Source organism: Salinibacterium sp. NG253 (genome assembly GCF_015864945.1).
Taxonomy (GTDB): domain Bacteria; phylum Actinomycetota; class Actinomycetes; order Actinomycetales; family Microbacteriaceae; genus Rhodoglobus.
This window is the reverse complement of sequence record NZ_JADYWF010000001.1, coordinates 2,036,389-2,054,059: the sequence shown is the minus strand read 5'-3', so window position 1 is coordinate 2,054,059 and position 17,671 is coordinate 2,036,389. Positions and strand designations below refer to the sequence as shown.

At 59.0% G+C, this 17,671-nt stretch carries 18 protein-coding genes, 1 rRNA gene and 1 pseudogene; 9 read left to right on the top strand and 11 right to left on the bottom strand.

Going from position 1 to position 17,671, the window contains the following annotated elements; translation table 11 throughout:
• From I6E52_RS09865 to I6E52_RS09850, 4 genes are all read right to left on the bottom strand, one after another.
• Positions 1-105 (bottom strand): 16S ribosomal RNA (locus tag I6E52_RS09865); the annotation flags it as partial.
• Positions 106-780: 675 nt separating this feature from the next.
• A complete protein-coding gene (locus I6E52_RS09860; RefSeq protein WP_197156787.1) occupies positions 781-1,515 on the bottom strand; it encodes an NAD(P)H-hydrate epimerase in 735 nt (244 codons plus the stop codon).
• A gap of 11 nt (positions 1,516-1,526) precedes the next feature.
• Positions 1,527-2,309, bottom strand: a complete 783-nt coding sequence (locus tag I6E52_RS09855; protein WP_197156785.1) for a DUF427 domain-containing protein — start codon at positions 2,307-2,309, stop codon at positions 1,527-1,529.
• A gap of 130 nt (positions 2,310-2,439) precedes the next feature.
• Positions 2,440-4,011, bottom strand: coding sequence for a carbohydrate-binding domain-containing protein (locus I6E52_RS09850; protein WP_197156783.1), 1,572 nt, complete (start codon positions 4,009-4,011; stop codon positions 2,440-2,442).
• A gap of 184 nt (positions 4,012-4,195) precedes the next feature.
• Here I6E52_RS09850 and I6E52_RS09845 point away from each other — a divergent pair, with 184 nt between their 5' ends.
• Entirely contained in the window at positions 4,196-5,011 is an 816-nt protein-coding gene (locus I6E52_RS09845) for a dienelactone hydrolase family protein (protein WP_197156781.1), read from the top strand.
• A gap of 20 nt (positions 5,012-5,031) precedes the next feature.
• On the opposite strand, the gene I6E52_RS09840 is transcribed toward I6E52_RS09845, so the two are convergent.
• Both I6E52_RS09840 and I6E52_RS09835 read right to left on the bottom strand, forming a co-directional pair.
• Positions 5,032-5,424 carry an HsmA family protein gene (locus I6E52_RS09840; protein WP_129072887.1) on the bottom strand — a complete coding sequence of 131 codons (393 nt, stop codon included), beginning with the start codon at positions 5,422-5,424 and terminating at the stop codon, positions 5,032-5,034.
• A gap of 51 nt (positions 5,425-5,475) precedes the next feature.
• Positions 5,476-5,805 carry an antibiotic biosynthesis monooxygenase gene (locus tag I6E52_RS09835; protein WP_197156779.1) on the bottom strand — a complete coding sequence of 110 codons (330 nt, stop codon included), beginning with the start codon at positions 5,803-5,805 and terminating at the stop codon, positions 5,476-5,478.
• Between the two features lie 479 nt (positions 5,806-6,284).
• Between I6E52_RS09835 and I6E52_RS09830 the strand changes: the two genes are divergently transcribed.
• Positions 6,285-6,791: a hypothetical protein gene (locus tag I6E52_RS09830; protein ID WP_197156777.1), complete on the top strand. Its 507-nt coding sequence runs from the start codon at positions 6,285-6,287 to the stop codon at positions 6,789-6,791.
• A 24-nt stretch (positions 6,792-6,815) separates the two neighbouring features.
• Here I6E52_RS09830 and I6E52_RS14645 read toward each other — a convergent pair whose 3' ends face one another.
• The gene (locus tag I6E52_RS14645; protein WP_197156775.1) at positions 6,816-7,244 is read right to left on the bottom strand and encodes an ASCH domain-containing protein; all 429 of its coding nucleotides are present in this window, start codon (positions 7,242-7,244) and stop codon (positions 6,816-6,818) included.
• Positions 7,241-9,256 carry a GNAT family N-acetyltransferase gene (locus I6E52_RS09820; protein WP_197156756.1) on the bottom strand — a complete coding sequence of 672 codons (2,016 nt, stop codon included), beginning with the start codon at positions 9,254-9,256 and terminating at the stop codon, positions 7,241-7,243. The genes I6E52_RS14645 and I6E52_RS09820 overlap by 4 nt, the downstream gene beginning before the upstream one ends.
• Positions 9,257-9,919: 663 nt before the next feature.
• Here I6E52_RS09820 and I6E52_RS14640 point away from each other — a divergent pair.
• From I6E52_RS14640 to I6E52_RS09800, 4 genes and pseudogenes are all read left to right on the top strand, one after another.
• A pseudogene (locus I6E52_RS14640) lies at positions 9,920-10,126 on the top strand (hypothetical protein); the annotation flags it as partial.
• Between the two features lie 119 nt (positions 10,127-10,245).
• Positions 10,246-12,117 (top strand): class I SAM-dependent DNA methyltransferase, encoded by a 1,872-nt coding sequence (locus I6E52_RS09810; protein ID WP_197156752.1) that lies wholly within the window; start codon positions 10,246-10,248, stop codon positions 12,115-12,117.
• Between the two features lie 13 nt (positions 12,118-12,130).
• The gene (locus I6E52_RS09805; RefSeq protein ID WP_197156750.1) at positions 12,131-13,120 is read left to right on the top strand and encodes a restriction endonuclease subunit S; all 990 of its coding nucleotides are present in this window, start codon (positions 12,131-12,133) and stop codon (positions 13,118-13,120) included.
• Between the two features lie 799 nt (positions 13,121-13,919).
• The gene (locus I6E52_RS09800; protein ID WP_197156748.1) at positions 13,920-14,204 is read left to right on the top strand and encodes a hypothetical protein; all 285 of its coding nucleotides are present in this window, start codon (positions 13,920-13,922) and stop codon (positions 14,202-14,204) included.
• A 97-nt stretch (positions 14,205-14,301) separates the two neighbouring features.
• Here I6E52_RS09800 and I6E52_RS14635 read toward each other — a convergent pair whose 3' ends face one another.
• Together I6E52_RS14635 and I6E52_RS09790 are read right to left on the bottom strand one after the other, a co-directional pair.
• Positions 14,302-14,457: a GNAT family N-acetyltransferase gene (locus I6E52_RS14635; RefSeq protein ID WP_197109045.1), complete on the bottom strand. Its 156-nt coding sequence runs from the start codon at positions 14,455-14,457 to the stop codon at positions 14,302-14,304.
• A gap of 9 nt (positions 14,458-14,466) precedes the next feature.
• Entirely contained in the window at positions 14,467-14,784 is a 318-nt protein-coding gene (locus I6E52_RS09790; protein WP_197109046.1) for a GNAT family N-acetyltransferase, read from the bottom strand.
• A 307-nt stretch (positions 14,785-15,091) separates the two neighbouring features.
• On the opposite strand from I6E52_RS09790, the gene I6E52_RS09785 reads away from it, so the two are divergent.
• The 3 genes from I6E52_RS09785 to I6E52_RS09775 all read left to right on the top strand — a co-directional run bounded on the left by I6E52_RS09785 (position 15,092) and on the right by I6E52_RS09775 (position 16,683).
• Entirely contained in the window at positions 15,092-15,553 is a 462-nt protein-coding gene (locus tag I6E52_RS09785) for a M57 family metalloprotease (RefSeq protein ID WP_197109047.1), read from the top strand.
• A gap of 13 nt (positions 15,554-15,566) precedes the next feature.
• Complete coding sequence (locus I6E52_RS09780) at positions 15,567-16,133, top strand: hypothetical protein (RefSeq protein WP_197109048.1); 567 nt, start codon at positions 15,567-15,569, stop codon at positions 16,131-16,133.
• 394 nt (positions 16,134-16,527) lie between these two features.
• Positions 16,528-16,683, top strand: coding sequence for a hypothetical protein (locus I6E52_RS09775; protein ID WP_197156746.1), 156 nt, complete (start codon positions 16,528-16,530; stop codon positions 16,681-16,683).
• A 434-nt stretch (positions 16,684-17,117) separates the two neighbouring features.
• On the opposite strand, the gene I6E52_RS09770 is transcribed toward I6E52_RS09775, so the two are convergent.
• A complete protein-coding gene (locus I6E52_RS09770) occupies positions 17,118-17,513 on the bottom strand; it encodes a VOC family protein (RefSeq protein WP_197109049.1) in 396 nt (131 codons plus the stop codon).
• Positions 17,514-17,671 lie beyond the last annotated feature (158 nt).

The window sequence follows — 17,671 nt, the reverse complement described above, 5'->3', positions numbered from 1 at the left end:
TTCGCCACTAATCCACCAGAGCAAGCTCCGGCTTCATCGTTCGACTTGCATGTGTTAAGCACGCCGCCAGCGTTCATCCTGAGCCAGGATCAAACTCTCCATAAATGTTTGATTGCACCAACAAGCCAAAGCCCACCGATGCACATCTTGCGTCACCCGCACCCGGAATAGGGTGTCGAGGCAACAAGTTTGAAACTGACAGAACAAATCAATACTGACTTGCTTTGTTGTTTATATCTTTTTCCAAAGGAATCCGCTGCACTCCCACAACCAACCCGAAATAGGTTGATCATAAAAAGCACAGTCGGGTTTTTGGCATTTGACATTGTGCACGCTGTTGAGTTCTCAAGGATCGGACGCTCCTGACCTCCACCGCAAAACGGCTTCACCCCAGGGCTTTCAAAACCTGTGTTGGCAACCTCCGCCGAAAGCGAAAGGCAACCTGTCTAACTTACCAGCTTCACCGCGCTTGTCAAACCAGCAGAACTGCACCAGAACGGCACACAACAACTGACCAACACGCGAATAAAGCGGGTTCTCATCCTAAGATCTGACACCGCAACCCACAAGAGGTAAACCGATGTTTGACTCGACCCAAACCATAAAAGATTCAGGAGAATGGTGGCCCCCACTTGAGGCCGGAAACCTAGCAGCAGAACTGCCCGGGACTTCCGCACCTTTGGGGTGACAAGAGGAAACATTACGTGCATTCTGCCCCCCTCGCCAACACCGACCACATCCCGGGCGTGTCGCAAAAATGAGGGCCCCAAAACACTGTGTTTAGGACGCCTGAAGTCGCACTCTATAACCCGGAACGAAGAGAGCAGCAGGCAGCTCGATACCTACGCGCCGATAAACCTCGCGAGGAATCCCAATGTCGGCTAGCCACAGGGTGCCGACAGCTTCGGCATCCAACCCGGTCTTCGGAGCAGCGAGGGTCATCGTGTGGGTGGCGGTGACGTGATCACCTGGCGCTACGCCGGTCGTGGAGTCGACCCCGGATGGGATGTCGAGGGAGACGACCGGGGCGGGGTGGCGCGACATCCATCTGATGAGTTCGGCAGCTGCCCCGTGCGGTGCACCACCGAGGCTGTAGCCCAACACGGCATCGACGAGCAGCTCAGCATCCACGGTGTCAAGCTCAGCGACCGTCGCAACTCGGGCACCGGTGGCGCGGTAGAGCGCGAGTTGATCGGCAGGGACGCCCTTGAGGTGAGAGGGGTTAGAGATCACCAGAGTGACGTTGCCACCGTGGTTGGCCAAATGACGGGCCGCGCAGATTCCGCCGCCGCCGTTGCCACCGGTTCCGGCCAGCACCACGATCGGTGCTGTCGGCCAGCGCTCTCCGAGGAGCTCCACACAGAGCGACGCCAGATTGCGGCCAGCATTCTCCATCATTTGATAGAGATTCGGCCCGACTTCATCGACCGCGACCCGATCGACCTCGCGCATTTGCGTCGTCGTAATAGCAGGCACAACAAGCCCGCTGTCCGTTCGAAAGCTGTTCGCTGCCATGACGCGCGCTCTTAGCTCGCAGAAGTCGACGGGAAGAAGTGCGTTTTGGCCTGAGTGAGCTCGACGCCATCGATGAACATGTCGAGCTTCTCGTTGTAGAACGCCACGAGGCCGGCAATTGGCAACAGTTGTCGCGTGGGGAACGAGTACGACCACGCCAGATCGTCGTGAACCGTGTCGCCCACCTTTACCGACCAGTAGTCGGTAGTGGTTCCCTTATAAGGGCACTCGGTAACGGTGTCATTGGCGACAAGGTGCTGAAAGTTCACGTCGGTGCGGTTGAGGTAATACCGCGTCGGCAAACCCGTTTCGTAGACCATGACCGGAGACGAGGACTCGGCGAGCACAACCCCCTCGAGTTCGACACGCACCGTGCGGGTCGAACGCACGGCATCCACTCGGGCATAGGGGCTTCGAGGGTGCACGAAAACTTGCTCGTCTTCTTCGAACCAGGAGTCGAGCGCATCCCACTCAAAACGCACCATGTCGGCGAGGCCCTCGAGCCCGTCGCCGGCGTAAACCTTGGCTGCTGCCGGATGCTCGCGCTCCCCCACCGCGAGACCCTGAACTTGATAGGTGCCGCGCGCGGGATGGTGCTCCTGCCCTTCACCGACGAGGAACTCAGACTTCACATCGGCGAGCGGGATGTAGAACTGCGGATACGGTGCCCACTCCCACACATACAGCGCTGCTGTCGTGTCGAAGATGAGCTCGCCAGCGAAATAGCCACGAACGCGACGCGGGACAGGCTCGATGAGGTTTTTCTTGGAAATCATTCCTGGATAGTCGATCATCAGAATCCTCTTTCGTCGGTGAGTCCAGCCTGTCACCGTCGCCTGTGAGGGACAACACAACAGCGGCTGCCGCTCAGCGAACGCCACGGGGGCGAACTCTGGCGGCAGCCGCTGCTGCTGCTGCTTTAGATTACGGGCGAGGTGCTCCCCCGTCGCCGCCGCCGGCACTTTCGCTTCCCGCTGCCGCGACTCCGGCGGTCACGGTTCCGGCCGAGTCGCCGTCAACCGTGATCGTGTAGGTGTCGCCGTTCGTGATGGCGGCATCCGACAGCACGACCGACTGGAACGACTTGATCGACGTGAACTCGGCGATCACCGTGCCGCTGCTATCGAGCACTTGAACGGTCTGGTCGGCGCCGTACGCCTGCTCGAGCGAAGCGCTCACCCAGCCCTGCGCGGATGACGTTTCGGGCGCGGTTGCCATGAAGGTCATACCGACCGCCAAGACTGTTCCGCCGTCGACCACGATGGTGCCGTTCGCATCGAGCGCACCCTCACGGTCTTCTGACGAACCGAACACCGTGGTCATACCGCCCGTGACGAGCATCGACCCGTTGGAGTCGATTCCATCGCCGGCAGAGTTGACCGTGGTCTCGCCGCCGGTGATCGACACCATCGCTCCGTCATCCGCTTCGACGATGCCGCCGATGTCGGTAGTGGTGCTGGTGCCGCTCGTGGCGTTGATGCCGTCATCGCTTGCGTTGACCGCGAGCGCGCCGCCCTCGATAGTGATGTAGTACGACTCGATGCCTTCATAGGAATTGGTGACAGCGGTTCCGCCGCCCGAGATTACGATGTTGACCTCAGACTTGAGGCCGTCGTCTTCTGCCGCGAGCGTGGTCGAACCGCCAGCGATCACGATGTCGGTCTCGGCCTGCACTCCGTCATCCGCCGCCGTGAGGTCAACAATGCCGCCCGCGATGTACACGTAGCCGCGCGTTTCGTCTTCTTCGTTGTCTGACTTGAGAGCATCGCCGCCGGCATCCACCGTGATAGTTCCGCCCTCGATGGTCAGCGAGTCTTTGCCCCGCAGGCCGTCATCACCGGCAGTGACCGTGATGTCGCCCGAGAGGATGACGAGGTCGTCGTGGCTCGTGATTCCGTCGTTGACCGAGCTGCTCACCGTGAGCGAGCCGTCGCCCGAGATGGTGAGGTCGGCGTCGCTGAAGAGTGCGGCGTTGTAGTCGGCATCGTCTCCTGTGGAGGAGAGCGTGTTGGTTCCGCTGAGCGAGACCACCACGTCTTCGGCGTTGACGACCGCGATCGCGGCACTCGTCGAGTTGGAAATTTCTACCCCGTCGAGCACCAGCGCGACAACGTCTTCATCGTCGGTGTCGACGATTACTTGGCCATCGAGCTGCCCCGAGAGAATGTAGGTGCCGGCCGCCGTAATAGTGACGGTGGAACCCGAGACGCTGACGCCATCGCCGTCGGCACTCGCCGTGGAGCCGTCGAGCGCGATCGTGACGGCGCCATCGAGGGTCCACTCGTCATCGTTGGTGGTCGTCGAGTTTGCGTTCGCCGCGAGAACTTCTGTCGCAACGGGTCCCAGGTTCAGGTCGACGCTCGCCTCGCTGATCTCGGCGGCCACGCTGGAGGTGACGGCGGGAGTTTCAACGGCGGTCGAGCATCCGGCCAACAGCACTCCGCCAATCAAGAACGTGCTGACTGCGGCGGTAAGGGTGAAGTGATTTCGCTTCATGATCAAGCTCCTCTGGTGGTTGACTTGTTACATCACATCGGGATTCCCTATGACATTCCTATGAACGAGATATGCGTGAGCCGTGGATGTAGAAACTTCGCTCGGGACTGAGCTCTCGACCGCGCTCTCGGCCCTGTTCTGCCGCCACAGTGTGCGCTGGGTTCCCATGCGCGAAGATTGACCCATGACACCCGCGCCAACCACTACCGCTCCCGTCGGCGACCTCGAGGGGTGGGTTCGTGCGCCCTTCTCTGCCGCGGGGATGACCTACGACTGCTTCGAAAAAGGCGCGGGCCCAGGTGTGGTGCTGATTCCGGAGATTCCCGGGATCACCCCGGAGGTGCTGGGCTTGGCAGAGCACCTCGTCGCCGCGGGGTTCACCGTGGTGGTGCCCTCGCCGTTCGGCCAACCAGGCAAGCCCAAGACCATGGGTTACATGACGCGGATCGTGCTGCGATTGTGCGTGACTGCCGAATTCCGCGCGTTCGCGACGAACTCGTCTCGGCCCGTCACCGACTACTTTCGGGCGGTTGCCTCCGACCTCGCTGCCCGCACTCCCGGGCGAGGTGTTGGGGTGATCGGACAGTGCTTCACGGGCGGATTCGCCTTAGCCGCGGCGATCGACGATTCCGTGGCGGCATCCGTTCTCAGCCAGCCGGCCGTTCCTTTTCCGGTCGGCCGTGCGCGCCAACTCGATGCCGGAGTTTCGCCCGACGAATTCGACCGGATTGCTGCCCGAGCGGATGCCGGCGACGTCTGCGCGCTCGGCTTGCGTTTCAGCGAAGACACTGCGGCCCCGCGCGCCCGCTTCGACACCATCAAGGCCCGCCTCGGTGACGCCTTCGAGATCATCCAGTTGGACTCGACGCCGGGAAACCCTGACGGCTACGCCGCAACCGCACACTCGGTGCTCACCGGCGAAGTGCGCGAGAACCCGGCAAACTCCGCGGCGGCTGCCCGTGATCGGGTGGTGGCGTTCTTGCGCGAACGAATCGGGTGAGCGGCGCCTGCTGATCTGATTTAGCCGAGGCTGGAGCCGAGCGCCCCAACGATGTACGGCACGAGCCAGATTCCCCACACGATGACAGAGAATCGGTGAAAGCTGGTCTTCTCCGCTTCGCGGTTGCGCACCAGCACGACGATCGCCCAAGCGAGGTGCACAGCCATGAGCACGATCGCGATCACTCCCGTAACGCCCATCAGCTGGTTCAACGCGCTTTGCTCGATGCCGGCTGCACGATTCTCAGTCGCGATCAGGTTCATCAGGAACGTGCCCGTGGCATCCGCCGCCAATCCCAGCCCGAAGAGCACGACGTGCCACGGCTTGAGCACCTTCTGCACTCGCTCGCTCCACACACCGACGGTGTAAAAAACAAGAGCCAAGGTGATGAGGATGATCGCAGGTAGCAGCATCCCTCTAGTTTGGCCTGTTCACGGCCCGCGGGCGAAAGTGGTTCGGCGAAGTCAGCTGTTCGTCTCGACCCGCTCGATCTCATCGAAGTGCTCGACGACCGGGAACGGTTCGTAAAACTCGTGCAGCAATGCTCGCCACTGCTGATACTCGGGCGAACCCCTAAATCCGATTTCGTGGTCGTCAACGGTGTCCCACCGCACGAGCAGCAAATACGTTTCGGGATGCTCGACCCCGCGTGAGAGAGTCAGCCCGCGGAATCCCGGCATCACCGCAATGATGCTCTTCGCTTGAGCGAAAGCTGCTTCGAACTCCGCCTCACGGCCGGGCTTGACCGGAAGAAGTGCGTGTTCGACGACACGGCCCTGCTGAGTGGATGCCATGGCGTCACTCTAACGAATGCCCAGTGGAGCACGGCTGCGGCCGTTAACGACGAAAGCCCCACACGAATGTGGGGCTTTCTGGAGTGGTGCGCCCGGAGGGATTTGAACCCCCGGCCTATTGATCCGTAGACGAAAACCATTTCCGCAGAGCTATGCGGAAGTGCTCAAAATTGCTGCAAAATACTGGTGACTGGACGCGACTTCGATGCCGCAAGTTGACTGGGGTGCTCCCCAAGTGTGGGTGAAATGTGGGCACCATATTTCTTGAGCGATACTAAGTCCGATAGAACTGACGGATTTGCATCACAGTCGGGTCAAGCCGTGATCGCTTGAGATCGAGGCCCTTTGAAGCCGCTCGGCGAACCTCTGTTCGTGGGACCGAAACACAGAGGTATAGAGAGCGACAAGGCTCACGCGCACTGCGTTGGTTCGCCCGTACAGTGAGTCCAAACCCAAATGCGCCACTAGGAGGAGCTGAGATGACTGACATTGAGGTAGCAGGGTGGGGAGTGATCGCTGCTTTCGCCATCGGACTCGGCGGGATGGCTCTGACCATCATCGCGAACTTACGGTCGGAGAGACGCGCAGAACTCTCGCGGCGAATAGAACGCAGAACCGATGCCTATGTCGATCTACTTCGGATGTGCCACATCCGGGCGCGAGGGATTCAAGCAACGGTCAACAACATCGTCAATCACGAAAATATCGAGCATGGATTCGGTTCACGACAGAAGGTCATCAACCTCGATGCGAGACGGGACGCGGAGATGGCGGCATTGCGTGATGCCTTCGCGTCACCGAGTATTACTGCAGCTCACGAGACGTGGACCGAATCAGTGAGCAAGTATCAAGAAGAGCTTGACATGCTCTACTTCGACGGATCGTCGGACCAGGACTCGGGCGCACTGGTCGCCTTGGCGGGGGCCCAGGCGGCGGCTCTGGACGCGCTGGGAAAATGCATCCGCAAGGAACTACGCTTTTCTTAGCTCACGGCTCTAGGGACGATGTGACTACGCTGCTCCAACTCCTGATTGCATCAGTTCAACCTGTGCGGTTTCCAAATAGCGAAAGCTCTGCGGCGGCTCAACCCCGATTGCCTTGCGAAGCGCGCTCAGAGGCACCGGGGTATTCCAGGTAGAGGGGTTCTCGACTTCTAGGAGCGTCGACTCAGGTGCGCCATGGAGATACCGAGTTAGTTCCGCCTTGCTTATCTCGATCGCATCAGCGTGCAAGTTCCAGACTTGGCTTGGGTCGATCCGTGTTGTCCGCTTTAGACTTACGGTGCCGAGTACGGCCCGCTCGGGAGAGCTGGAGTAAAGAACGATCATTGTGCCCTCTGGGACGACAGGGAACTTGCGACGGACTTCGATTGTCTTTCTACCCTCAAGGATCGCCCGGGCGTAGCGAGGCTTAAGCGACAGAAACAATGCTCTAGTCATCGTCCCTCGAATCCTGGCTGATCCCGGACCACAACATCGAAGAGGTGAGATGGAACCATTCGCGCAGATTGAATAGGCGTTTTAATGGCAAACCGATCGAAGATTGGGCCGAGGTTTCGTCTTGCGATGGGCTCATCGAGTAGCTGCGTATCCTCGAAACGCAGCACACGAACTCTACCGTCTCTCGACCGATCTCGAATTTCGCGCTCCCTCAAAGTGCCGAACGATCGATATTGTGACATCGCCGCCCCCACTTCCATCACCACCGAATCGGTCACCCGAGAATGCGCGACGAGGGCCCTGACTGCGGTGGGTTCCTTCGCGTTGGTGTCTTTCGTCACATACCAAAGAACGCGGGCCGGCACATCCCAAGCTTTGATCTTAGGAGAGCTGAAGTAGGCGAACTCACGCGACAAGCCGAGCGCTGGTTTGTCTCGCGCGCTAATGAGTGTGTCGTTGAATCCGAGAAGGCCTCGGGCGTAAGTCGGCTGGATGGGCACCACCCACAGGGGGAGGCCCGAATCGAGTAGTATCTGTGGCCAGTTTTGCCGCTCATATGCAGCGACATCTATCGCACTCGCCAACCGCTTGAGCCCCTCCGGAGGGTGCCGCGCGACGGTCACCACCATCGGATGCCCTACAAATCCGTCAGCCCTCAGTGCATTGGCAACCACAGGATCAAGCCTGTCCTCGACGACCGACACCGCTGCAGCACCCAAGCTCAAAGCGATGTCCCGAAGGTACCGAACAAGCTGGAACGCGATCGTCGAGCCCAGCGTCCCTCTCGCCACTCGAAGAATGGGCACGGTCAGGAGTTCTCCCTGGACGCGAGTGCCAAGTAAGGCCAGCTGGCGACCACGTTTGTCCGTAAGGACGCTGAGGCGAGCTGAATTCGGACTGGCCAGCACAGCTTGAAGTTCCTTCTTGAAAAATGCGCCCTTCTCTTGCGAGCGGTGGTCCAGAAAGGCTTGTTCCAATGCAGCGCTAACTGTGGACACTGTCGACCAGGCTAGGCCAACGGACTCCAGCAGATCGGATCGGAATCGCGAGAGTGCAGCCTCGGGCATCATCTGCTGGATCAGCGCGACAGGTCGCAACACCTCGAGGTCGTACTCGCGAGCGATCCATTCACTAGTCGCTTCTATGAGATTGTTGTCGCGAGTCACGAAGAAGTCGGCCCCAGCGAGAATGGCGTCCGCGAGGTGAATGGCGTCGCTCGAAAGGCTGCGGTCCTTTAGGACCATCGCAGAAGGCATTTTCGAGATTAGCTGTTCAACTAGAGCCTTCATCCCGTCGACGCGCCTCAAGGCAACTAAGCTGCCGAGCCGCCTCTGCATGCGAGTTCGCTCGCCCGCGTCTGCGAAGGCCTTGAGGTCGACATAAGCCTCGGGCGAATAGGTCAGTTCTAAGAGATCGACGATCCAGTCCTCTGACAGCCCTGAGGACTCGTGACGATCGTGGCGATCTATCGCTTCGCTCGAATAGAGGTCAATGAGGACGTTGGAGTCTAGAACCGCTAGGGGACGCGCGGAACCATATAGAGCTTCCTCGAGCAGGTCGCGCGGACCGATCCGCCTTGTCCAAACGATCAGGGTCGATCCGGCCTTAGCCCTGCCCGCTCGTTCCGCCTCGGGGGTCATGTCTAGTGAGCGCCAGAATCCGTCCAGGCCGTAGTCGGAACGGCAATGAGCCGTAATCGTGGACCTTCCCGGATTGTGCCTTATGGCCGCCTCGACCATGGCCCCGGCAAGACCCGTGCCGCGCGCACCCACCGCCACACACACGTGCACTAGCTTCAGGGTGTGATGACGAGGGGTGCTGTAGAGCACATAACCCTCGAGCTTTCCGTTCACAAATCCCATGAGCAGATGACCTTGCTCGCCCGCCTGCCTGAACGCAGCAAATGGCAACTGTCCGAGCGTTGCTTTGCTCTTTCGGTGCAGCGTAACGATCTGTTCGAACTCGCCGGTGGCGGCGTTCCCCTGCGGATCCCATATGCGAACGTCGATCACGTCTAGAGCCTGCACCATGTTCGATCAAAACCATACCCGGCACGCGGAGCACTACAGCGGTATTGTCCAGACCAAAAGCTCCAGAACTGCCATCTCAGTCACATGACGCCCCGACGAGGGCCACGCACGATTTTCTAAACTTTGCGCAGGACGGACGTCGGCGTCGGTGCCGAGGTTGGCCATAACGCAGCCACTCCCCCGAAAGGTGGGTCGCTCGTTGACTTCAACCATAAGCTTGCGTACCTGGGCTGGCTTCCATCCGAAATCTCGCGCCAATGACGCGACCGCCAATCCTTGAGATTCAGCGAGCTCCACGGCGCGTCGAAGCATTTCAGGGGATGCACGCGGAAGTTCGCCGCACAGTTCGCAGAGCCAAGGGCGCGGGCTGGCAGTTTGGTATTTCGAAGACCGCGCGTAGCTCGAGGGACGTCCCCTTACGCTAGGAACTCCTTGAGAGCTTGGGTGCCTAGCTCTCAAGGAGTACCCTCACGAGAACAATCGAGATGCAGCGCTCTGGCCAGGGCGAATGCAAGGGGGCTACGCCGAGAGCAAGGCTGCGCTGGACTATGGCCGTTAATTCGATATCGGAAGTTTATACAAGCACTACTTCATCCCTGCATCCAAAAATTGGGAGTGACCGGATTGAAATGACACTCCCTTCGTCGCACTTACGCCTCCCCAATGGCGGCCGCTGGTATCGATATTTATAAGGTGAGTCGGTGGATGGGTCACAGCAGCATCGCAATAATGGACATCACGTACACGCACCTTTTTGAAGCTGATCGTTCCTCCGACATGGAAAAATTGGGCTTCTTCCTGACAAGCGACAACTCCAGGCAGGAAGTTGCAACTCAACGGCACAGAAGTTAACGGCTCAAGCCAACTTATGGCCAGAGCGCCTGTGCCGGTCCCAGAAAAGACGTTCCCTAGCTGCATACTGTTCTTGGCGGGGCGTTGACCCGTGTTCACAACGAGAAAGTCCAGGGGCAATGAGCATCAACGAAAGAATCACTGAAAATCTCGTACGGGATAAGCTCCGCATTCTGGGATATTTCGACGAGGACAGCGACACACGTGTAGAAGAACAGCGAAGCCAGATAGCTGAGATTCGCCGCCTCCTTAAGGGCGCCTCAAAGACGGGCGGCACCGGCCTAGGCGCGCCCGAGTTCATTGTTACATCCCTCGCCGTGCCTGACTTCGTGTTGGTAGTCGAATGCAAAGGTGATCCCAGAAAACATGTATCGAGAGATCTCTCGAAGCCCGTCGACTACGCCGTTGACGGTGTGCTGCATTATGCGAAATCGCTGAGCAGCAGTTTTCACGTGCTCGCTGTCGCGGTGAGCGGGCAGTCAGAGGGCGATCTACTTGTTTCGACATATTTACACCCACGCGGATCGGCGATCGCGCGACAGCTATCCGCCCGCTCAGGAGCCGAGATCGAGGACCTTCTGCCCTTCGTGGACTACATAGATGCCGCACAATACGATCCCGCAGTAGAACAAGCACGCGTCTCCGACCTGATGGCGTTCTCGCGCGACCTCCACAACTTCATGCGCGACTACGGGAAATTGACGGAGGCCGAGAAGCCCCTTCTTGTTTCGGGAACGCTACTTGCATTACGGAATGCTGCCTTCGCGAATAGCTATGGGAATTACTCCCCGTCAGAATTGCAACGGCAATGGCTCCGAGTTGTGAAGGATGAGCTGGAAGCTGCGGAGATCCCTCAGGCAAAGAAGATCAATATGACGCAGCCATATTCCACGATCGGAGTACATCCGGAGCTAGGGAAGCCGACGCCCACTCACCCACGCGGCGTGTTGTACGAGTTGATCGAGATGCTTGCCGAACACGTGTTGCCACTCACGAGGACGTATGAAGGCTTCGATGTTGTAGGACAGTTTTACGGTGAATTTCTGAAATACACAGGAGGAGACGGTAAGGCCCTCGGGATAGTGCTTACGCCCAGACACGTTACGGAACTTTTCGCCGAACTCGCGAATGTCAACAAACACGACATTGTACTCGATACCTGTGCGGGAACTGGTGGTTTTCTGATTTCAGCGATGAACAGGATGCTCTCTGGGGCTACGTCGGAAGCGGAACGGGAACAAATCCGCAAAGAGCGGCTGGTAGGCGTCGAGCAACAGCCCGGGATGTATGCCCTGGCCGCCTCCAACATGATCCTCCGTGGTGACGGCAAGGCGAACCTCTACCAAGGTTCGTGTTTCGATGAAGGTGTCTCGAAGGCGGTCCAGGCTCACAAAGCAAATGTGGGGCTAATCAACCCCCCTTACAACCAAAAGGGAGCGGGACTGAGCGAACTGGCGTTCGTTCAACACATGCTGGACTTGCTCGACGCGGGAGGCACCGGGGTTGCGATCGTGCCAATGTCCTGCGCGACCGCGCCAAGCGCTGAAAAGGCTGCCCTCCTGAAGTCACACACGCTCGAAGCCGTTATGTCCATGCCAAGCGAGCTTTTCTCGCCAGTAGGTGTGATCACCTGCGTGATGATTTTTACCGCCCACAAGCCACACGCCATCGAGAATAAGAAAACCTGGTTTGGCTACTGGAGGGATGACGGTTATGTCAAGACTAAACACCTTGGCCGGATCGATTCGAATGGCCGCTGGCCCGCGATCCGAGATGCCTGGGTTGACGCATTTCGAAACCGTGAGGTTCGCACAGGAGAATCCGTCACTAAGAAGGTAACTGCCAGCGATGAGTGGTGCGCGGAAGCATACATGGAAACGGACTATTCGAAGCTAACCGAGGCGGACTTTCATGCGACTATCCGCAACTACGCAATCGCGCAATTAATGCTATCCGCACAAGTGCCGCCGGAGCTCATCGATGAGAGTTGACGAGCTATTCGAGGTGTCTTACGGAAACAAATTCGATTTCAACAAAATGAAGGTCACCCCGGCAGGAATCTGCTTTGTAGGACGATCAGGAAAAAAACAGGGGGTCAGCGGTCGTGTCGCCCGCGTGGGGCAGGTTGCCCCATACAAGCCTGGGCTGCTGACAGTTGCGCTCGGCGGCGCGTCTCGTTTAGCGACGTTTGTCCAGAGCGAGCCTTTCTATACTGCGCAGAACGTAGCAGTACTGCAGCCCAAGACACCCATGACGCTCGTGGAAAAACTGTATTGGGCAACGTGCATTCAAGCCAACCGCTTCCGATACGAAGGGTTCGGGCGAGAAGCCAATCGCACGCTCGCGACGCTGGAGCTTCCGGATCGCCCGCCTGAATGGATTTCCGCAAATCAAGTCGTTGAGCAACTTACATCGATGATTCCGCCGATCACTGCGTCTGAATCGGGCGTTCCGCGAGCGGGAGCCGCTGTCGGAGATCTATTCGAGGTGCGTTATGGACAGAGCCTTGAGTTGAATCGACTTCACCGCGTGGCCCCTCCAAGCGGAGTGAACTTCGTTAGTCGAACTGATCGGAATAACGGCGTGTCGGCGCGGGTGAAGCTGCCCGTTGGAGAAACTCCGGGCGAATCCGGCGAACTGAGCGTAGCGCTCGGCGGAAGCCCGCTCGCCACTTTCCTGCAACCGGAAGCATTCGTCTGTGGCCGAGATGTAGCAATCTTGAAGCCACGGACGCCAATGTCCGACGCTGAGAAACTGTACTGGGCAATGTGCATTCGCTCCAATCGCTACCGGTTTTCATTCGGGCGTCAAGCGAATCGCACCTTGGCTGACTTAGCCCTTCCAGCGTTGCCGGAAGGGCTTGCTTCAAATCACACGGTGTCCACCGTCATAGGGGACTTGCGCGCGAGTCTCGTCAAGACACGGGGCGGATTTCGGATTCCGGTGACCGACGGGGATCCAACGGGAATGCTCGTCAGCACAGAAGAAAGCTAACGACGAAAGCCCCACACGAATGTGGGGCTTTCTGGAGTGGTGCGCCCGGAGGGATTTGAACCCCCGGCCTATTGATCCGTAGTCGAAAGCCGTTTCCGCGGAGTTGCGCGGAACTGTCCAAAATCTCTGCAAAACACTGGTGACTGGGCGCGACTCCGATGCCGCGCGCTGACGGCGATGCTCCCCAAGTGTGGGTGAAATGTGGGCACGGTCAATCTGATTATTGCTCGGTAACGAGCTACGTCTCCACTGCATCGGTGGAATTAGGGAAAGAGAACAAGCAGCCTTAGATCCACGTCTTCGAAGTTAGGTCCCACGCTGCCGCAGGTTCGACTGCGTCCACGAAGACTGGATTCAGGAATGTCGACACTTCAGTGAGATGATCTTTGAGGACGGCCAAAGCCATGTCCTCGACGACGGACTTCGCACAGCGCGCGGTCCTGCTATCGGGCGATGCGTTGCAGCGCAGCAAAAGTCTGCTCCGGGGTCATGTCAGTATCTCCAAGGCGGTTCGTAGGGGCCGACCGCTCGCGGCAGGGCCTGCGCAATGGCAAACAACCTGGCGGGTTGGGATGCTCTGGGTGCTTCAACCAATTGCGCAACGCCTCAATACCGGTCTCGTACCCGACAATGCCTCGCAGCCTGAACGCGTCGACAATCGAACGCTCAGCCGAATAAAGTTCGATGCTCTGACCTTCGTCCCCTGTCGCGAGCAGAGTGCGACCAATCTCGAACGTGGCACGGTCAAACAGGTGCCAATCAACTCGAAGCGCGCAAGAGCCGACTCCAAACAGGTTGAATGGCCGAGGCTTGTGAGGCAATGTTCTCGACCCGAACGACACTCCCGTTCGCGTCTGCTGATACTTCCGGGGAGTTGCACACAGCATTCAGCATTCTGAAGGAAGAGGTTGCCCGCACCGTCACCGAGCCGGAAGCGGACGCGGCGGCGGCGGCGGAGCTAATCCGGGCGGCAGGCCACGGCATCGTTACCTTGTTGGCCGCGAACAGAATCCCGCCCGACCGCGTGTGCGATCACATCGTTCGTATTGCTGGCTTCGCAGCGGACTCAGCCTCACGTTTCTGACGAGCCACTCTGACCACTATTCTCATCCGAAAGCACGCAAGCGCGACGATTTCCCATGCAGCTCGAACACGGGCGTGACCTGTGTCACAGGGAACCTCTAACGGAGGACCATCGTCATTTTTTCTTCAGACAGCTCAGGGTGACTGGGAAGCTTCGCGTAGTCGCCTGTAGCCCGAAAACCGACACGCTCATAAAACCGGCGCGCTCGTTGGTTCTCGACAACCACCCAGAGAGCAAGCGTTGTCGCACGCATGCCTTTCGCCTAGGCACACATGGCATCGACCACGAGTGTTGCCACCCCAGTTCCCCGCTGTTCGGGGTCGACCCACATCCCTACCAGCTCGTGCCCACCGGTCTCCCGCTTAACGATTCCACTCACCATTCCGATGGGCTCCTCGTCCGCCCAGGCGAGTACCGAGAAGCCGTGCGCGATGCGTTGCCGCCAATCACCCTCGGTGAGAAGGCTTTCTCCGCCCGCGGATGAGCCAAATGCAGACGGCTCACGAGTTAGTGCTCGAAGGCGGATGTCTTGCACGGCGCGCCACTCGTCAGGAACCGCTCTTCGAACGATGACATCCATCACTACATAATGATGGATCCCGGATGAATCCGCAGATCACGACGGCCCGCGGGCCGAACCTTCACCGACATGACCACCGCAGGCGGATCTCCATACGCACGCGCCAGCCCAGCTTCCGAGCCGCGGTCGCCGTCTGCAGGTTATTACCAAGCAGGCGACCGCGAAATTGATTGACGTTCACCTTTAGGGCGCGTAACTTGGCCAGCATCGTTACAAATCATCGAAACGGATCGGGAAGTCAATGAAGCTTCGCAGCCGCAATCAGAAAGTCGTCGTGGCGATCTTAGCAGTTGGTTTAGTGTCCACAATGTCAGTTGGGCTTGGTGTAACCGGGGCGAACGCCTACACCACGACGGGCTGTACCTTGAGTCCGCAGCGGTATCAAAACCTTGGCGGCACGCCGTTCGCATCCGAAGTATCTGCAGCGGTACGCGCTTGGAACGTCACAGACGCGAATCTACTCACCAGCTCCACGGCGGCGTTCACAGTGACCTATAAGAACAATGGGGCGGCGGGATACGACGGTAGGTCGACGTGGGCGTGCGATGGCCACACGGGTGAATCATGGATCAACACCTATTACACGAATTCGTACTCGGTGACGAAGCGCAAGTGCGTTTGGGTCCACGAGATCGGTCACGTGATGGGCCTCAATCATTCTTCGACCGCTACTGCCATTATGAATTCAGTTTCGACAAGCAACTACGCTGCGGGCATCGGCTGCCAACTTGTTGCGGATGACTCTCAAGGAATGAACGCTCTCTACTGATTGGATTGGGACAATGATTTCGCTCCCCAAATACGGCCGACAGTTCCTCATGATGGTGGCAGTTGTCAGCGTTATGTCGCTTGCAGCTTGCGCTCCGGCCGTTACGTTCTCATCTGGTTCACGGGTAAAGCTCTACAACTCCATCAAAGAGCTTGCCGCCGATAGCACGCTCGTGGCAAGCATCGACGTGACGAGTCAGAAAGAGTACCCCGAGACAGATTCTGCTTCTGCCTATACCGCATCCACGGCTGAGATAACGGCGATTTTCCAGCCAGCTGGACTGCCCGATGATGCGAGACTGGACCAGAAGTTTAGCGCCGGTGAGGAAATCGTGATCCGGCAGCTGGCAACTGGCAACTCGGTGTCTGAAGACGGCAGCAAAATCGTCATCGACGCCAGTGGGTCCTATCTCGTATTCTTAGTGGAATCAGGCGTGCCCGGTGCCTCCGGAAATGAGTTCTACATCACGGGTGGCACCGCCGGCCTCTTTGGTGCAGATGGTGATAAATATCAATGGCTAGGCAACGAGGGCGATAAGCTGCCGAACTCGTTGACCGCAGCAGACCTCCAACAGGGATAACTCCTTGCGTCCGAGTTTTATCCGGAATGGCCATGTAGTTCCCCGCCACGAGTTGTGCGGCGAGCTGGTCGACCGGTGGTGCAGTAGGCCGGCGGTGCAGTAGGCCGGCTGCCCTTTTTGAGAGGATGCCTGCACGAGGACCAACCGGTTCTGGACTCATCCTGCCTTGGGCGCCTGCGTCCTACATTTGACCTCAGTGAGTGCATCGAGCAATGCGATGATGCCGGCCGATGCGGCGACCACACCTTCGGACGAGAGTGAGGCTCCTGAGGTCGCTACGGTATGGAAGGCGCTGTCGCCATCGCGATGTCCCGGAGCCGTCGCGATGCAGTTGCGACTCGAACAATTACGAAGCCCGCCTCCTTGGGGACATGCCGGGCTCGGAGCGGTTTCGATGCAAATCGCGCTCCTTTTCGACGGAGCATTCATGAGCGACGGACGATTGCGCGACATCGACGCGGTCGATGTCCGCCGGGGCCGCGTGCGCCGCTTGACCGCCGTCGAACCGCGGGCAGATCGACCTGGATCGATGCGCCGAGGTGCGCTGTAACGTCCATTGATCTCAGCTCCGCGGCCCCGCGTGCACGCGAAACCGAAGCAGCCAGACTCGGCCGGATGTGGTTGATCAAGCACTCGAAGAGCACCGAGCCCGGTCTGGGCCGCCACACGGCCGACCCGGAATCGCAATATCGATCGCGAAGGCGATCTCGGGTAGTAGTTGGCGACTCATGGCGCGTAGGCCGCGCAGGCCGACCCCGGACGCGCCCGACCCGGTACAGGACGGCCCGCACTGCCTGGCAGCGTCCCGTCGCAGCAACCAAACACCGAGGGCAGAAGTGTAAAATTGATCGCTTTGTGGCGGCGTTCTGTGATCGCTATGTGGCGGTATCGCTACCCCGCAAGGGTAACCTGCTGCGGGGCAAATCGACGTTGTCTGTGCAGGATCCGCTTCCGTCGGGCAACGGAAAGACCTTACTTACGCCTCTAGTCCGTGGACCGGAGGTGAGGTTGAACGATGGTGACAGCGTTGCCGTCTGGGTCTTCGAATGTGCCCACGGTGACGGAGCTAACCGTCACGGCGTCGATCGGGAACTCTTGCGTGTCGAATGCCACCTGCAGATTCGCAAGGGACTGGGCGATCACTGTGATGTCTTCCACGTTGATCGTCGTCATCCCACCCCCGGCACGGTCGGCATCCTCCCGAAGTTGAAGCGTGCCATGCTCAGGCACCCGATCAACGGTTAGGTAGTAGTCGGCGATCTGGGGAGCGGGTCGCGCGTCAGGGGCACGACCCAACACCCGCTCGTACCACTCGATCGCAAGCGTCAGATCCCGAACTGGGAGACCTGCGAAAACCGTGAGAGCCGAAAACTCTGTCATGATCCCAGCCTAGCCGCTCTCGGATTGCCGGGCAATTGCCCCCCACCTTCATTCGCCCTCCCACAACCGGGACGAGCAGCGGACGTTCCCGAGCTATCACATGGGGCCGTCAAGAGCGCGGGCGTGTGGTGCCCGTATGACTCACCCGAGATTAAGCC

What these genes read in the sequence shown, in the direction of transcription:
- I6E52_RS09790 (WP_197109046.1), bottom strand. Translation starts at nt 14,784, where the DNA reads ATGGATGTCATCGTTCGAAGAGCGGTTCCTGACGAGTGGCGCGCCGTG.
- I6E52_RS14645 (WP_197156775.1), bottom strand. Translation starts at nt 7,244, where the DNA reads ATGACTAGAGCATTGTTTCTGTCGCTTAAGCCTCGCTACGCCCGGGCG.
- I6E52_RS09840 (WP_129072887.1), bottom strand. Translation starts at nt 5,424, where the DNA reads ATGCTGCTACCTGCGATCATCCTCATCACCTTGGCTCTTGTTTTTTAC.
- I6E52_RS09770 (WP_197109049.1), bottom strand. Translation starts at nt 17,513, where the DNA reads ATGACAGAGTTTTCGGCTCTCACGGTTTTCGCAGGTCTCCCAGTTCGG.
- I6E52_RS09810 (WP_197156752.1), top strand. Translation starts at nt 10,246, where the DNA reads ATGAGCATCAACGAAAGAATCACTGAAAATCTCGTACGGGATAAGCTC.
- I6E52_RS09850 (WP_197156783.1), bottom strand. Translation starts at nt 4,011, where the DNA reads ATGAAGCGAAATCACTTCACCCTTACCGCCGCAGTCAGCACGTTCTTG.
- I6E52_RS09800 (WP_197156748.1), top strand. Translation starts at nt 13,920, where the DNA reads ATGGCCGAGGCTTGTGAGGCAATGTTCTCGACCCGAACGACACTCCCG.
- I6E52_RS09785 (WP_197109047.1), top strand. Translation starts at nt 15,092, where the DNA reads ATGTCAGTTGGGCTTGGTGTAACCGGGGCGAACGCCTACACCACGACG.
- I6E52_RS09775 (WP_197156746.1), top strand. Translation starts at nt 16,528, where the DNA reads ATGCAAATCGCGCTCCTTTTCGACGGAGCATTCATGAGCGACGGACGA.
- I6E52_RS09855 (WP_197156785.1), bottom strand. Translation starts at nt 2,309, where the DNA reads ATGATCGACTATCCAGGAATGATTTCCAAGAAAAACCTCATCGAGCCT.
- I6E52_RS09835 (WP_197156779.1), bottom strand. Translation starts at nt 5,805, where the DNA reads ATGGCATCCACTCAGCAGGGCCGTGTCGTCGAACACGCACTTCTTCCG.
- I6E52_RS09780 (WP_197109048.1), top strand. Translation starts at nt 15,567, where the DNA reads ATGATTTCGCTCCCCAAATACGGCCGACAGTTCCTCATGATGGTGGCA.
- I6E52_RS09830 (WP_197156777.1), top strand. Translation starts at nt 6,285, where the DNA reads ATGACTGACATTGAGGTAGCAGGGTGGGGAGTGATCGCTGCTTTCGCC.
- I6E52_RS09860 (WP_197156787.1), bottom strand. Translation starts at nt 1,515, where the DNA reads ATGGCAGCGAACAGCTTTCGAACGGACAGCGGGCTTGTTGTGCCTGCT.
- I6E52_RS09845 (WP_197156781.1), top strand. Translation starts at nt 4,196, where the DNA reads ATGACACCCGCGCCAACCACTACCGCTCCCGTCGGCGACCTCGAGGGG.
- I6E52_RS14635 (WP_197109045.1), bottom strand. Translation starts at nt 14,457, where the DNA reads ATGCGTGCGACAACGCTTGCTCTCTGGGTGGTTGTCGAGAACCAACGA.